The following is a 16,235-nucleotide window of genomic DNA, read 5'->3' on the forward strand; positions in this document are numbered from 1 at the left end:
ATATATCGGTTTAAAAATTCAAGTTAAGGCCAAAAGAATAAGTCGTCGAAAATGGATATGTTTTTCCATCATTCCACCCTCCAAGTCCAACGGTTTCCGGATCAAAAACCTTAGCCATTTTGGTAAAAGTCAACAAATTCTCACCTGATGCATAAATACGAATTTTGGAAAATCCTATCTTGCCCAATAGTTGTGGAGAAAACGTATATCCAAATTGAGCATTCTTTAAACGTAAATAAGCAGCATTCTGTAAATATTTAGTTTGTGTTTGCTGATTTTTTGAAGTGTTAAAATAAGGTCTCGGTAAATAGGAATCTTTATTAACACCTAAAACACCGTTCTGTACCATCGTGGAATTCTCATCGCGGTAGAAGTCCATATTCTCAACAAAACCAGCGGATTGCCACATCCCGCCATTCGCCCCCCAAAAATATGGCCCATTGGGCATATAATCGCGTTTTCCAACACCTTGCAAGAAAATCCCTAAATCGAATCCGCTATAATTGAAATTTAAATCAAAACTATAACGATAGCGTGGGGCCGAATTCCCTATAATGGTCAGATCACCTGGGTTCGCCAAGGTATTGGCTCCATTATTAACCTGACCGTCTCCGTTGAGATCAGCATACATAATGTCCCCAGCTTGCCAGTTTGTCCCGAAAGACTGTTTGGTTTTAGCGAGGTGGGCAGCCATTTCTTCTCCGCTCTGTGCTATTCCTAAAGTTTGATATCCCCAGATCTCTCCATTCTTGCGACCATCGTACCAGGTACTCAGCGTACCTGTAGGATTAGGATATTTGGTGACTGTCTGACGATCATCGGAAAGGACAGCTCTAGCGCTGTAATTCAATTTACCAATATGATCTTTCCAATTTACCTCAATTTCGAAGCCTTTGGAATTCATCTCGGCATTGTTTAAACGCGGCACAGCTGTGCCCAAAATAACAGGAAGCTCTGGTGCTGGTCCTATCATATCGAATGTATTCCGACGATAGACTTCAAGAGATAAACCTAAACGATTGGAAAGTGCCCGCAGATCTAATCCCACATTCCAGCTTGAGACACGTTCCCAGGTCAAGGTAGAGGCAATAAGCCCAGGGGCACTGGCCGTATTTGTTTTTTGTCCATTCAAAAGCCAGGTACCATTAGCTATACTAACGGGCATTGTTGCATAAAAAGGATACCAATTGTCCGTATATTGGTTTCCCAGCTCGCCGTAGGAACCACGCAATTTAAACATGGAAACATGCTCCTTAATAGGCCAAAATGACTCATTCGCTATATTCCATCCAGCGGAAACTGAGGGGAAGAGATTCCAGCGCAAGTCTCTTGGAAAACGTGACGAACCGTCGTATCGTCCGTTAGCCTCAAAAAGATACCTATCTTTGTAGCTATAGTTTAATCGTCCAAAAAAACCAGCAGTAGCCCAATGTTGATAGCCCCCAGAAGCCCTGGGATTGGTGGTGGCAGTATTCAATGTCGGAACATTATCTGTGATCAGATCGCTCATGCTTCCATTAAGATCTCTATACTTATTGAGCTCTGAATTGAAACCAGCCAAAATTTTGAAATGATGATCAGCGTTGATGTCAAAGGAATAATCTGAAAAGAAATTTGTACTGAAATATTCGTCTTTGCGATTGTATTCCGAAACATTGGTATATCCAGCAGCATTGTACCCTACCGCAACAGGAAATGGATTTCCTTTTGCATCATTTGAATAAGCTCTCAAAATTTCGGCATGGTCATTTTGACTTGTAATACGATAATTGACATTTCCTGTTATATTCCAATTTTTGATTGGCTGATAATGCAATTGTAGCTGCTGATAAAGAAAATCTTTCTGAAATTTAGAACGTCCTCCTTGCTGGAGCTGCAATATTTCACTTGGTTCGGAATAATTTCCATTTGGGTCGTACAAAGGTATCGTAGGCCATCTTCTCGCTATATTATGATAATATAAATCATTCATATGGCTTGCTTTTTCGTAGTCTTCACGTACAAAACGCGTATTGTACATGAGGTCTACCTTATCGCTAATCTTTGCATTGATTTTTGTAGCTATCGAATATCGTTGAAAATTGTCATTAGCAAACCTGTTCAAGCCATTTTGATCCATGTAATTTGCTGAACTATAAAAATTTAGCTTTTCAGTACCGCCATTCAAACTGAGCGTGTGTTCATGGGAAGTTGTAAAATCCCTGTAAAACTCTTTAAACCAGTTTGTATTCCCATTAGACCCTGTATAGTATTGAAATCTGTCACTCGTATTTGGGGTAGTCGTCGTTTCTATTTCTCCTCTTTGATAAGCTTCAATTCGTTCCAATACTTCCTGAGAAAATTTTGCACCTTCACCATCGTTTGCTGCCACTTCGTTGAAATAATACGCAAATGTTTTGGAATCTAACATCGTGGGTAGCCCCCTTGGCTTACCCAATCTTATATTATTGTTATAATTTGCTGTTATCTTACCCGATTTTCCAGATTTTGTTGTAATGAGGATAACTCCAAAAGGTGCCCTTGACCCGTAAATAGCAGAAGCTGCTGCATCTTTAAGTACGGTGATATTTTCAATATCCTGAGGATTTAGCGCATTCATATTGCCTTCCATCCCATCAATTAAAACCAAAACTGATGAACTCGACCCTACGCCTATCGTCCCCGCACCACGGATATTGACGCTTAGATTTTGATTTAGTTCACCCCCCAGTCCGGTTGTCTGCAAATTCAGCCCAGGGATCATGCCTTGCAGGGCCTGTCCAACATTCTGCACAGGTCTTGACTCTAACTCTTTACCGTCAAGAGACGAAACCGCACCAGTCAAATTTGCCTTCTTTTGTGTTCCGTACCCTACTACAACGACTTCTTCCAACGCCCTATCCTGACTGGACATTGTCAACATCATTGGGTTGCGACTCGCATTTTCGCTTAAAGAAGCATACCCCACATAGGAAAAATCCAAAATGGATTTTTCATTTGCTACTTTTAAAGTAAATGTTCCGTCTTCTGCTGTCAATACAGTATTTGACGTACCTCTTTCTGTCACGGTCACACCCGCAATTGGTTTTCCCGATGCATTTAAAACTGTACCTTTAATCTCTATCTTTTCTGATTTCCGATCTGGGATATTTTTAAAACTAGCCCTTTCCTGCGGTTTAACAATAATAGTCTTGCCTTCAATCACAAAATCTAGATCCTGCTCCGTGAGCGCTTTTTTCAACACTAACCTCAAATCCAATTTGGAACCAGAATAAGAGATTAATTTTTTGTTTTGCAAAATATCAGAATCATAAATAATCTGATATCCCGTTTGTTTACGTATCTCTTTTAGTACTTCTGTTAAGGTGGCATTTTTTAGATTAAGGTTTAATTCTTGTGCCTTGGCTAAGGAAAGGCTTTGGAGAGCTATCAAACCGAGGATAGTTCCTATTTTTGACGATCGCTTTAAAAAAGTTAAAGCAGATTTGTCCCGAACAAACCCAAATTTGTTTTTTCTCAGGTGAAATTTTTTATTCATATTTTTAGGCTTTATTGTAAAAGGGGCATTATTCCCATTCTTACAATAAAGAGTCTCCCAAACGCGATTACCCTAAAAACTTTTTTTAAAAAATTAATTCATGACCTTTTAACGTGATGTTCAATTTGCCTGATTTTTTTATGAGATCCAAAATCTCAGAAAACGAGCGATCTCTTTTAAGAAAAAGTGTAAAATTCCGATTGGGAACTTTATTGGGATCAAAATGAATTGGATAGATATTAGCAAGATCTGAGAGAATATAGCGCAAGCTTTTATTTTCATAATACAAATTACCATCTTTCCACGACGTATAATCTTCGGTTATAGCAGTTGTTTTATCAATAGATCCATGATCATCCAGCATGGCCATCTCTCCAGGAACAAGCAACTTGTTTTTTCCTGATTTAATACTTTTTAAAGCTATACTTCCTTCTGTTAATACAGTCTGCTCGGCTCCTTCACGAGACAAAACATTAAACTTTGTACCTAATACAGCTATCCGCTGTTTATCTGTCAGAACAATAAACTCCTGTTTAATATCAGCCTGCTGTTTCTTAGCAACCTCAAAAAAGGCTTCCCCTTTTAAAGTTAAAATCCGATTTTTTAAAAAATCGCCTTTGTAACTCAGCTCAGAATTAGAATTGAGAAATACTATAGTTCCATCTTTTAACAAAACCTTATACAATCCACCGACCCCAACGCGCAGAACAACATCATCAAATTCGGAGGTTGATGATTCGGTCGGTTCAATAATCAACATATCTTTCTTTTTACTGACTTTGAAAGGTTTGTTTTTATTATTCTCCCATTCAGCAAGGGACATGGGCCTTGATCCTGAAATTGTGATATCTCCAGCTGAAATATCCGCATAAATATGCTCGGCTTTTTTGGAGGACAGATCAAAGGAACGAGAATAAAAAATATATAAGCTAACAGAACAAATAGATAAAACAAAAAATAGGATAGCACCATTCAACAAACGCTTTTTACGTTTCTTTCTACTAATCGTTGTTAGAATACGATCAAAAGTATGTTTTTTTATATCTTCTCTATCGTTTATGGGCATATGCTTATAATACGGTTGAACTTGAAAGATTTTAATTTGTTAATATGACAAAATAACGAAAAGGTAAATATTATTATAAGGCTTTTCGTAATTTATTCAAGACCTTAGATATATGATATTCGACAGATTTGATACTAAGGTTCATTTTTTTTGCAATTTGTCTGTAGGATAAATCATCTTCGCGACTCATGATAAAAATTGCCCTTGTTTTGACAGGAAGTCTCTCTAGTAAGCCATCAAGCTGATCAGAAAGTTCTTTATACGAAAGCTCATCATGCTCAATCGCTATATCTAACAACAGGTGTTCCTCTACTTCATTTAACCGACGTAATTTCCCCAGCAGCTTAAAACATCTATTTTTTGTACAAATGAATAAATAGTCTTTTAACGATGACTCGATGTTTAATCTTTTATGACGGGCCCACAACTCAGTAAAGACATCATGTAAAACATCTTGTGCTAGTGATTCTTCCTTCATCAATCGTAAAGCAAAGGTATAGAGGCCATCCCAGTAAAAATTATATACTAAGGAAAATGCTTGCATATCTCCGTCTTTTAGACAGCGCAAAATTTTGTGCTCTATTTGACTTTCCACTTGATTCGATTCCATATCGGTAATTAAATTGTTCTTCAATGGTTAGCAGATGTTTAAGACTAATTGGTTAGATTATGAAAAATGCCAACAATATTATGTATTACATAAGTACAATATTAACATTTTTTTATAAATGTATAAAATGATCTATAAAATTTTTAAATAAAAACCAATCCGAATTTTGCTTTAGCATCATAGTGATATGCCATTTACAAGGAATCGCAGAACAAGACCTGTTCTTAGGGTGCTATTGGATGCAGGGATTTTAAGCGTTGAACATCTCTGCAATTAAAATAAATTACTGGCTGAGAATTTAGGGATTGTTTTATCTTCCCTAATCTTCCAAAACTAATTCAAATAGACCGGGATAGCTCTTTACAATGCCTTTCTGGTCGACTGTGATCGACGAGGAAAATACGGTATCAAGATTATCGTACAGATATTCATCCTTCTTTTTTCTGCTATAAAGCTGTTTGACTGGCTTTATTTCATTTTCAAGAATGTTGATGTATATGACATCAATAGACTTTGATTGCCCTATATCCAGTAACAGATTATTGATTGGCAATGTATTTGTAAAAGGAGTAACTGAGATATCGATAAAGAGAAATTCATTGAACTCCGGTCTAGGAATTCCATTGATCGACCATAAACCTGCAGCGTTTGTCCCGATAATTAAATTTTTGTGCCCTCCAATTTCTGTTTTTATTTCAAATTCCTGTATGCACCAATTTCTGTCTATTTTTAAAACATAATCTACATTATAAATACGGTTCAAATAGTTGCCAATGATAGACGATTTTACATAATAGGCATCATTTTTCAGTTCTATCGTGCAATCTTCCCAGGATTTATAAACCAAGCCTCTCCAGATAATCTTTCTCATTTCGATCTATGAATTACAGTTTGCGGTCTTATTTCTGAACATTTCTTTGAATGATTTTTTTTAAGATTGATTCCCTTTCCCAATACCGTTGCGAACCGGTTCTAAAAGTCATTTATGTAATTAAGCAGTTATTGTACCAGTTATTTCCCAAATCTAAATAAAAGGTGAATGTTATATAAATACCGGCCTTCATCGGTATCCCATCAATCGTCATCCAACTCCTTTAGCGAATCATCGTTTAAAGTTAAGTTCGATTAATCTTCAAGAGAGGGACCTAGCAACCTATTTATATTAATGCAATTTAGCCTATAATGACATGATTTATATACGAATAACAAATTTTGTTCTTCACTGCAATCCAACTTTTCGATTTCATCGTAAGTGATCATATAAAGCTTTTAAATAACAGATAAAAAATAAAGATCATGAAAATTAAATCAATCTTATGGGCGGCTGCCACTGCAGCAACATTATTGGGAAGCACCTACATGGGTCAGGCTCAAACAAAGGAAAAAACTGTTATGGTAGGTGGTGCACCGATGTATCCTTCCAAAAACATTATTGAGAATGCAGTCAATTCCAAGGATCACACTACGTTGGTTGCTGCAGTAAAAGCTGCTGGCCTTGTAGAAACCTTACAGGGGCCTGGTCCCTTTACTGTTTTAGCCCCTACAAATAACGCCTTTTCTAAAGTACCCAAAGAGGCCCTAAATAACTTAATGCTTCCAGAAAACAAGGCCCAATTAACATCAATATTGACCTACCACGTGATTCCTGGAAAATGGAGTGCCGCACAGATCACCAAAGCGATTAAGGATGGTAAAGGAACCTATGTAACCAAATCAGTCCAAGGTGGAAACCTTACTTTTTGGATGAAAGGGAACGATGTATATGTAAAAGACGCAAAAGGTAATAGCGCAAAAGTAACAGTTGCGGACGTCAATCAATCCAATGGGGTTATTCATGTGATAGATGCTGTATTGATGCCCTAAATATTGTTGCCATAAAATCAACTATCTATTGGCAGCATACATTCAATGATGTTTTCTTATTACATCAAAGTGGTGTCGATAATGATAAAACGGGCAATATTAACATTGCTCGTTTTATTTTTTCCATCCATCCAATCCGTTTACAATAAGTAATTTGTTCATTAAACTTAGTATACTTTATTTTTCTCCAGCCAAAATAACGCTTTTTAATTTTGATTGGAATACCAATATATGTTTTGAAGGCTGTTTTTAGATGTTTTCGAAAAGTGAAATTCTGTTTGTGCCGTTTTCAGAAATTTCTTCAGATTACTGCCCTTAATGTCATCATATTTGTTTTTATATTCGACATCGTTTAAATAAATATCTTTCCCAACTGTCAAACAGAACCTGAAATATATCTTTGAGGTTTTTAAGGTAGCTGATTCGGTTTCATAATTGTAAGCATAAAATCCATAAATATTATTTTTTAAGAACCTCTTCTGAGCTCCATTTCCTTTTTGTACATACATAAAATCTCCATCAAACCAAATTGTCATACGCACGGAGAGCGCTTTTAAAATAATATAACATGTACCAAAGTAGATGAGCATGAAAAACATCATGAGCGAAAGATGGAATATTGCCTTAAAAAAAATATAGTATAAAATACTATAGCATATCAAGCAGGGAATAATAATGAAAAGGCTCCAACTTGTGGGATAAGGTATAACCCGGTTGAACGTAAATAAATTATTTTTAGCCATCATTAAAGATACAATATATTTTTTTCCATTTATCTGCATCTAGAAGCAACCTATTTTTCAGGAAAAATAAACATCATAATAATCACTAGCTTTTAATAACTGACTTACTGGAATTCTCCAGCGATCTTGCAATGGTATCATAATTAAATTTAAATCCCTTATTTCTAATTTTTTCGGCACTTATACGAGAACCATTTAATAGCATAGCAGCCATATCACCATACAATAGTTTAATAACGAAACCAGGTATATTTGGCAAAACGCTACTCCTACCAAATGACCTAAGCAATACATACGCAAAATCGTTCATTGTGATATGTTGAGGAGCAACGGCATTATACACACCCCGAATATCCGTCCGATCAAGAATAAATTCGTACATGCGCACGACATCATGTATGTCTATCCATGGGATATATTGCTTTCCATCACCTAAAGAAACATTGATACCAAGTTTTGCCAAAGGAGCAAGCTTGGCGTACATCCCGCCATTTCTACCTAAAATAATACCTTTTCGTAAAATAACGGTTTTGACACCCAAGCTTTCAAACTGCCATGCGGCCTTTTCCCATACCTCACAAGTATGAGCCAAAAAGTCATTTCCACTAATAGAATCTTCAGAAAGGATGGTATCTGAAGTATATGCTCCATAATAACCTACTGCAGATGATGAAATGATTTTATCAATATTAAGCTCGTGGCGTTTGACGTATTCAAATAGTAAATTCAATGATAATACACGACTTTCGATAAGCTCAAGGCGACGTGAGGAAGTCCATCGACCTGCACTTATATTTTCACCAGTGAGGTTAATAATGGTATCGACTCCATCGAAGGCATTGATATCTATGAAGCTTTTTTTCAGATCCCACTCAAAATATTTTACGCCACTTGCAGATTGGTCTTTAAGTGTCCGCGTAAGGAGGTGTAACTCATAACCAATTTTCTTAAGGTGTACAGCAAGATACCCACCTACAAAACCAGTCCCCCCGGCAATTAAAATCTTTTTCATATATAAGCTTTCTTAATCTTTTCTACAACATCGTGAAGCGGAATGCTGCGCTGTTTTATAAATAAGCAATTTTGTAACGCAAATAGCTCTTTAGGGCAACAAGCGCTTTATGGGTGTTCGGTATGCGAATCCTATGTTCTAAAATTTCTTTTGAAGATTTTTTACGGATCTTCGCGAAAAGTGAAAGGTAATATTTGTAGGCAAGATAAACCCCAAACTTTGCTGAAGCTGGGAGTTTTTTGATTCCCAAAAGCGCCTCCTTAAATTCTGTATGAATTTCATTTTCGATCTGACTTTTGACCGTATTATCAAAGACTGTCATATCCAGATTGGGGAAGTAGGTTCTTCCAAGCGTATGGTAATCCTGTTTGAGATCCCGTAAAAAATTTATTTTCTGAAACGCTGATCCCAATTTCATTGCAAAAGGCTTGAGCTCCTCGTACAGCTTTCGATCTCCCTCTGTAAATACTTGTAAGCACATAAGTCCTACCACCTCTGCTGAACCATAAATATATTCCTTATAACTTTCGGAATTGTAGTCAACCTTATTCAGATCCATCTCCATGCTATGAAGAAACTGGCTGATCAGCTCGACGTCGATCTTATACCTGTGCACAGTTTCTTGGAAGGACTGCAAAATTGGATTTAAAGAAATCCTTTCTTCTAAAGCACAGTTGGTATCTAGATACAATTGTCCCAAAAGACGCTTTCTATCATATCCATGGAAGCTATCAACAATTTCATCAGCAAGTCGCACATAGCCATAAATTGCATAGATACTATTACGAATACAGGGTTTTAGCGCCAAAATACCGAGCGAAAAACTTGTGCTATATTTTTCGGTCGTTCTTTTGCTTACTTCATATGCTAGTTCATCAAATAGTCTCTTCATAGGCCTATAGATTATCTTCCGATTCTACGTTTATTTCATTTTACTTAGCTCCCTCTGTATGTTGCATATCCGAATGGGCTAACAGTGATCGGAACATGATAATGCTTATCGTCTTTGATTTCAAAAACGACTTCGATAAATGGGTAAAATGTTTCGATTTTTTGATTAAGAAAATAGCTTTCCGTATAAAACTTGAGTTTATATACTCCTTTATTGTCTACTTTACCAGTTTCCAGGAAAGTACCGATGCGACCACTGTTATCCGTTTTTTCACTTGCCACAGTAACCCATTGCTTGTTTGGCATCAATTTCTCCAAATCAACTTTAACATCCGGAGCAGGATATCCCTTTGAAATATCCAGAATGTGACTTGATAATTGATATTTACTTTTCTGGCTATATGCCGTCAATCCAAACAGCATACATAACAACATGATCATGTACTTTTTTTTACTCATCATCGCTATATTCATCTTTGTTTCGTTATATAATTCATTTAATTATGATCAGCTTTTTTCAATTTTTTCTGCTTTATTCATTAGCTTGATCACTGGCAACACTATAATTTTCTCCTCAAATTAGTTTTTCAAATGCACACTTATGATGGTCTAAAAGATAAAAAAGTATATATTTATACCATTAATATCCTAAATTTGTTTTTAATACACCTGATTTTTAGTATAAAATTAAACCAAATAATATATATATCCAAGTCCGTCTCATTCTAATTTCTCCATATATTCCTGCGTTTTAAACAAATATGTCCCTGAAGATGCTACTGAAAAATAGCCTAAGGCCCCATTAGATATATTTGAGCTTGGATTTCCGGGCGCTGCCCCACCGGGATTTGCTGCCTGAAACTCATTCCAGAATTTATAAACGCTGGCATCAACGCAATACCGAATTACCTTAACTTCGTCATTCAACTCCAAATCTATTGTACGGTCAGAGATTTTATGGGTAACATATTTTCCATCGTTGAACTTATCGTTATATGTTGAAGAAAACCGCGTAGGAGAATTGTTGATAGCGATTTCGTACAGATAATAATTGTCTGTTTGAGCCGGATCATAAAATTTAAAGGTTGGATAGTATCGTTCTTTTGTGAAGATCTTTTCTTTTGTGACACCCAAAGAATCAATAGCTACATAGGGAGGCATAGTAACCGAAGACCGATAATATTCTCCTTCTAATTCTATTTCAAGGCTATATTTTATTCCTGGACGCACGTGGAAGTTTTGGGCACGATAATAACCATCACGCTCATAAACAAAAGTTATTTCCTCATTCACAGAAGACCGCACCAGCACCGATGCACCGGAAATGGGGTCGCCCTTTCTATCTGTACCGAAAGCGACTGTTTTAGTAACCCTAATAAGCTGATCTACATTTAAATCATTTAAATTGGCTTCAATCACAATGCGCGCTTCGCTATTTTCCAGGTCTAGATCGATCACCTTTTCACAGGCGGAAAATAAAACAGTCAGAAGCGCCAATATTGTAAGTAGGTTTCTTTTCATAATATTAAAACTTAAAATTCCAGGTAACGGATGGTATAATACCAAATAATGCAATCTGATAGGCTTCTGTTATATTGGGATTATTTTCATTCTCCCTAAAATCCACAATATAGGCATTGCGTCGGTTGTAGGCATTATTTAGTCCAAATGTCCAGCTGGAGGTAAAACGTTTGTTTGATTTTTGAGGTTCATACGTTGCAGACAGATCCAAACGATGGTAAATTGGGGACCTATGGCTATTTCGCTGGGTATAATAAAATAATGTGGTATTGTTTAAGTCATATTTCCCTGCTGGATAAGTAACTGCATGACCACTGTTGAAAATAAAATTTGTACCCAAAGACCATTTATCCGATAACTTATACATGGTCACCAAGGAAAGATCATGGGTACGATCCTGCCGGGCATTAAACCAGGCTCCTTGGTTAATTCCATTAAACTTTCGCTCACTCTTGGACAAAGTGTAACCTATCCATCCACTTAGTTTACCGCTATTTTTCCGTAGCAATAATTCAAGACCATATGCACGGCCCTTACCAAAAAGAAGTTCACCTTCAAGGAATTCGTTAGCCTGGAGATCAGCACCGGTCCGAAAGTCGATCTGATTGGCCATGGCCTTATAATAGGACTCCACTGAAAATTCATAAGCGCTACCGTTGAAATTTCGAAAGTATCCGAAAGCAATCTGATCAGCGAGCTGCGGTTTGATATTCAAGCTGCTCAGCACATACTGATCTGTAGGAAGTGCCGAAGTGGAATTGGTTAATTGATGCAGATTCTGCGCCATCCGATTATAGGAAAGTTTGATACTGCTCAGGGAGTTTAAAAGTAGGCTTGCAGATAGCCTAGGTTCCAGATTGATGTAATGCTTCGCCACCGTTCCTTTTCCAAAATACTGTTCGCCAGTAACATCTCTATCGTCATCAAAACGATAGAAAGTACCTGGCCCCATCACCATAAAATCTGACAATCGGAAACCATACAGTAAGGAAAGGCGATCGTTGGCTTTCCATTCATGAGAAAAATAAGCGCTTAAATCCCAGCCTTTACGCTTTTCAATACGAATCGAATTGACATTGGCATCTTCGTTAGCATCTAAACTGGCAGGTCGGATATTTTGGTTCAGCGCATTTGCGCCAAAGCGGATTGTGGACCTATTGGATGGGTAAAAAGAAAAATCCTGTTTGAGATTCCAATTCCCAATTTTGGAAGCGATATCAAAGTCACCGCTATTACCATTGACGCCAACATTGTAATTAAAATCACTGTAAATTAAGGAGGTATTACTAAACAAGCGATCATTGAAAATATGATTCCACCGCACAGTAGCTGTTGTATTTCCCCAGTTAAAACCAAATTTATCTGAAAAACCCAGTTCATCCTTTCCAAAGTAACCCGAAAGGAAGACTTTATTTCGTTCGTCAATCTTATAGTTTAGTTTAGCATTTAAATCATAAAAATATAATTTACTCTGCTTCACATCCTGATCATTTGAAAGTTTGAGAAAAAGGTCCGCATATGTACGCCGGCCACTGAGCATGAATGAACCGCGATCATCAGGCAAAGGTGCCGATACCTTTAGGCGCGATGCAATAAGACCAACACCGCCTTCAGCAGAAAACTCTTTCTGATTTCCATCCACCATCGTAATATCCAAAACGGAAGATATTCGTCCGCCATATTGGCTTGGTATCCCACCTTTGTACAGCTGCACGTCTTTAACCGCATCAGAATTGAAGGTGGAAAAAAAACCTAAAAGATGAGCGGCATTATAAACAATTGCTTCATCCAACAAAATCAGATTCTGATCTCCCCCTCCACCACGAACAAAAAAATTTGTGCTTCCCTCGCCTCCACTCTGAACACCGGGCAGCAGCTGTATCGTCTTGAGCAGATCTTTCTCGCCAAATAGTACAGGTACGTTTTTTATCTCTTCCACACTAAATTTGAATGATCCCATCTGTGGACTACGCACATTTTTATTGCGTTGAACGCCCGATACAACAACCTCTTGCAATGCATTCTGGTTAGGTATGAGTTCGATATCATTCTTCATTGATTCATTTAAGGAGATTGTTTTTGTCTGAGTTTCGTACCCCACATAACTGAAAGTCACAATCCGCTCTCCTGCTTCGAGTACTAGGGAATAGAACCCATAATTGTTTGTTGACGTTGCTCGCTCTGTATCCTTTTCTGAAACAACTGCGCCGATTAGAGTCTCACCTGTATTTGCATCTTTCACAATGCCGGAGAGTACTTTCTTTTGGGCTAAACCAGAAAAAGCACTTAGCATAATGAGTGTCGTTAAAATGAAATTTTTGTCAAACATACGGCTACCTTTAAGAATTCAAAATCAAATATAGTTTATTTAAACTCTAATTTAGTATTAAATAACACTACTTTTTTAAAAAATAATAAAGACATGACCGAATTGTAGTACAAAAACGACGAAATATTTTCTATGCACGCTATTTCATATCAAAATCATACAATTGATATTCAGCATTATAGATAAATGAATAAAGAATAATTTTTAAAATAGAGATAGGTTAAACTTATCTCAATCCTTTTTGAGATATTGTTCAAGATGGGTCACATCTTTCATATCAATCAGGGTATGGTGATGGTGATCGAGCTTAGCAAGTAATATTATTAATAAATCGCGTTCTTCGTTTGAAAGGTTGCCGATCAGGATATTACCTACCGTTTTCATGTTAGGCAGCACCTTAAACAGTTCAGCACGGCCAGCATTGGAAATACAGATTGGTTTGGCTCTTTTATCGGAGACTTTGGGTGCTTCTTCGATTAAACCAAGTCGCATTAATCGACGGATGACTTCTGTACCAGAAGCTTTTTCGACAGCATTTTTCCTAATCAGTTCTGTCTGAAGTAGCTTATCATAAGAGAACAACACCATTAGAAAGGTAAAATCTTCCGGAGTCTGCAGATGGGTTCCTTCGAATGCTAACTTTATGTAATGTTTCGCATAACGATTCATCATCAAAAGAAGTTTACCCAAATCTTCTGCCGGGACATCTCTTTCTGTGACAATAGCATGCTCTCCCCCAACTTTACGTGTCTGGGTCATCCCAATTGAATTTTTGAGATACATGTATTTTAAAAAATCAGTGAGCGTACCATTCACCGATTCATTGGTACAGTAATCCTCTAGCTCTTCAGCTATTTCGATCAAAAGATCTTTTCTTATCATCACAACTTTCTCTGCTATACAAATGAAAGATTTTTATTGCGAAAAAAAAAGTAAAAGGTTTTTGTATCAGTTTCTATTTGAACGACTGATTATTAAAATTGATCACTTTGATCTTATAAACAGCCTAAAATTTTGAAGGCGTTTCTATATATATCATTATTGTTACTTATCATCCACTTTCTTTTCGCCAATCACTACATCACCGAGAATGGATCTTAAATACCCTTCAAAAGCTATACTCAATCCTTCAATAATAATTTTATCGTGTGAATTGATATCGCCAATTATTTTCTTATCATCATAAGCATCACCAACAATTGCCAAAACACAACGCCCGCTGTGTTTTGAAAAAAGCCCAACTCCTATTATTTCTTCACCAAATTTCACAAACCAGGTTTCTTCCTTATGGTCTTCCGTCGTATTTGGTATGTGTATAGCCTGCTGCAGGTCTTCACACTTTATGATATCAAAATTCATTTGCTTTTTTTATGTTCCATTTATTGGACAGCGTCCAATAGCATATTGTTTTTAGAAATAATGCCTGAAAAAAGAAAGGTTATATAAGCGGTATTCGGGAGTTACCGAAAAATCGGTGATCAGTTTACAATCCAAAAGATTTGTGTATCTGCGCAAAGATACATTTTGTCTTTGTACCATAAAATGATGCCCATGATGTCGTTGAAACAAAAACTTGGTTGACTGTAAAAATATTATCTTCCATTTTTTCCTGTACATAAAAAACAACTTCATCTGGATAGAAATAGTTAGTATTCCCGCTCTTGCAATCCTCTTTTTATTCCTTTTCTAATATGGAAATTTACAAGATATTTAATAACTGTTTTCTATTCCTTTTTATACGGAGCGATGGCCTACTATATTGGGATGTAGCTCCAAGATGACGGCATTTCAGCACTGGTTATAAACTATGCGGAAATAGAATATGCTATTTACCTAATGCCAAAAGACGAGAACGAGCTACGAAAAACATATGCTATCGATAAACAAAAGCAGCTGTATATTCAGGGGCTAAGACAACTTGTAGCTGATGATACAGCGAATAATAACGGGATTGAACCTCAGTGGAAATTAAGTCAAATCAAACGGCCTAACAAAGTAATAGATAGCATACATCAGCTCATTACGGATAATTTCTCTCTCAGGAGGGCGCAATATTTTCAAAGCAATTATTATGAATATTACTAAACGACAGATAACTGTCGCCTCTTAACTATCGGATAGATTTTGTCAATGGAAATAAACTAATTAAAATAGAACTGAATCGAGATGGATCATTTAGAACCTATACCATTATGAACATTGGTAGCTAACATCAAACAGGAAATTAGCTATGGTCAAGGGAAACTGCAAACCCGTTATGGCACGAAACAGTTTAGCCCGGGCACCAAAGTGTATATTATCGATTGGTATGCTGGGATGTGCCAAGCTATCACCGTAATCGGCTTGTCCAGAGATACAAAAAGATTAATAACCACTGTTATACGGGCCGAATGGATCGAAAACTTCCGTGTCAGTTTATGCTACAATCCTAAAGTATGCTCAAAAATAAAAACCTACTTTGATAAAGAGGAAACTGGAATGCAGCGGTATACAGAAAAATTTGTAAATGATATGTTTATCGGTATACCTCAATGGAATGAACAGCTCAGTTAGTTGACGATGGAGCAAAAAGGTAGACAATGACGAAATAGATATTTCGGACATTGAGACCATACGGTTTCGAAGCAGATTTAGATATTTTTGATGAAATGTTAAATGATAGTGAAAACTACGCAAATGAATA

Annotated in this window: 13 protein-coding genes; 2 read left to right on the forward strand and 11 right to left on the reverse strand. The window is 36.8% G+C overall.

What is annotated here, in order from left to right:
• Positions 1–10 precede the first annotated feature (10 nt).
• The 4 genes from ACLCDV_RS19120 to ACLCDV_RS19135 all read right to left on the reverse strand — a co-directional run bounded on the left by ACLCDV_RS19120 (position 11) and on the right by ACLCDV_RS19135 (position 6,064).
• A complete protein-coding gene (locus ACLCDV_RS19120) occupies positions 11–3,517 on the reverse strand; it encodes a TonB-dependent receptor (protein WP_411971994.1) in 3,507 nt (1,168 codons plus the stop codon).
• An 85-nt stretch (positions 3,518–3,602) separates the two neighbouring features.
• Positions 3,603–4,583 (reverse strand): FecR family protein, encoded by a 981-nt coding sequence (locus ACLCDV_RS19125; RefSeq protein ID WP_317664844.1) that lies wholly within the window; start codon positions 4,581–4,583, stop codon positions 3,603–3,605.
• Positions 4,584–4,656: 73 nt separating this feature from the next.
• Positions 4,657–5,217, reverse strand: coding sequence for an RNA polymerase sigma-70 factor (locus ACLCDV_RS19130; protein ID WP_317664842.1), 561 nt, complete (start codon positions 5,215–5,217; stop codon positions 4,657–4,659).
• Between the two features lie 295 nt (positions 5,218–5,512).
• Positions 5,513–6,064, reverse strand: coding sequence for a putative glycolipid-binding domain-containing protein (locus ACLCDV_RS19135; protein ID WP_317664840.1), 552 nt, complete (start codon positions 6,062–6,064; stop codon positions 5,513–5,515).
• Positions 6,065–6,489: 425 nt separating this feature from the next.
• Here ACLCDV_RS19135 and ACLCDV_RS19140 point away from each other — a divergent pair, with 425 nt between their 5' ends.
• Positions 6,490–7,056: a fasciclin domain-containing protein gene (locus ACLCDV_RS19140; protein ID WP_411567673.1), complete on the forward strand. Its 567-nt coding sequence runs from the start codon at positions 6,490–6,492 to the stop codon at positions 7,054–7,056.
• Between the two features lie 828 nt (positions 7,057–7,884).
• On the opposite strand, the gene ACLCDV_RS19145 is transcribed toward ACLCDV_RS19140, so the two are convergent.
• The 7 genes from ACLCDV_RS19145 to ACLCDV_RS19175 all read right to left on the reverse strand — a co-directional run bounded on the left by ACLCDV_RS19145 (position 7,885) and on the right by ACLCDV_RS19175 (position 14,911).
• Positions 7,885–8,811 carry a TIGR01777 family oxidoreductase gene (locus ACLCDV_RS19145; RefSeq protein WP_317664838.1) on the reverse strand — a complete coding sequence of 309 codons (927 nt, stop codon included), beginning with the start codon at positions 8,809–8,811 and terminating at the stop codon, positions 7,885–7,887.
• A gap of 55 nt (positions 8,812–8,866) precedes the next feature.
• Entirely contained in the window at positions 8,867–9,703 is an 837-nt protein-coding gene (locus ACLCDV_RS19150; RefSeq protein WP_075993670.1) for a phytoene/squalene synthase family protein, read from the reverse strand.
• 44 nt (positions 9,704–9,747) lie between these two features.
• Positions 9,748–10,164: a hydroxyisourate hydrolase gene (gene uraH / locus ACLCDV_RS19155; protein WP_317664836.1), complete on the reverse strand. Its 417-nt coding sequence runs from the start codon at positions 10,162–10,164 to the stop codon at positions 9,748–9,750.
• A gap of 258 nt (positions 10,165–10,422) precedes the next feature.
• Entirely contained in the window at positions 10,423–11,223 is an 801-nt protein-coding gene (locus tag ACLCDV_RS19160) for a DUF4249 domain-containing protein (protein WP_317664835.1), read from the reverse strand.
• A 4-nt stretch (positions 11,224–11,227) separates the two neighbouring features.
• Entirely contained in the window at positions 11,228–13,552 is a 2,325-nt protein-coding gene (locus ACLCDV_RS19165) for a TonB-dependent receptor (protein ID WP_317664833.1), read from the reverse strand.
• Between the two features lie 231 nt (positions 13,553–13,783).
• On the reverse strand, positions 13,784–14,434 hold the full coding sequence (locus ACLCDV_RS19170; RefSeq protein ID WP_075993673.1) for a MarR family winged helix-turn-helix transcriptional regulator: 651 nt from the start codon (positions 14,432–14,434) through the stop codon (positions 13,784–13,786).
• A gap of 162 nt (positions 14,435–14,596) precedes the next feature.
• A complete protein-coding gene (locus ACLCDV_RS19175; protein ID WP_120336459.1) occupies positions 14,597–14,911 on the reverse strand; it encodes a hypothetical protein in 315 nt (104 codons plus the stop codon).
• An 840-nt stretch (positions 14,912–15,751) separates the two neighbouring features.
• On the opposite strand from ACLCDV_RS19175, the gene ACLCDV_RS19180 reads away from it, so the two are divergent.
• Positions 15,752–16,105 carry a hypothetical protein gene (locus tag ACLCDV_RS19180; protein WP_317664832.1) on the forward strand — a complete coding sequence of 118 codons (354 nt, stop codon included), beginning with the start codon at positions 15,752–15,754 and terminating at the stop codon, positions 16,103–16,105.
• Positions 16,106–16,235: the final 130 nt, after the last annotated feature.

Origin of the sequence: Sphingobacterium sp. Lzh-3 (genome assembly GCF_046764375.1) — a bacterium.
GTDB lineage: Bacteria > Bacteroidota > Bacteroidia > Sphingobacteriales > Sphingobacteriaceae > Sphingobacterium.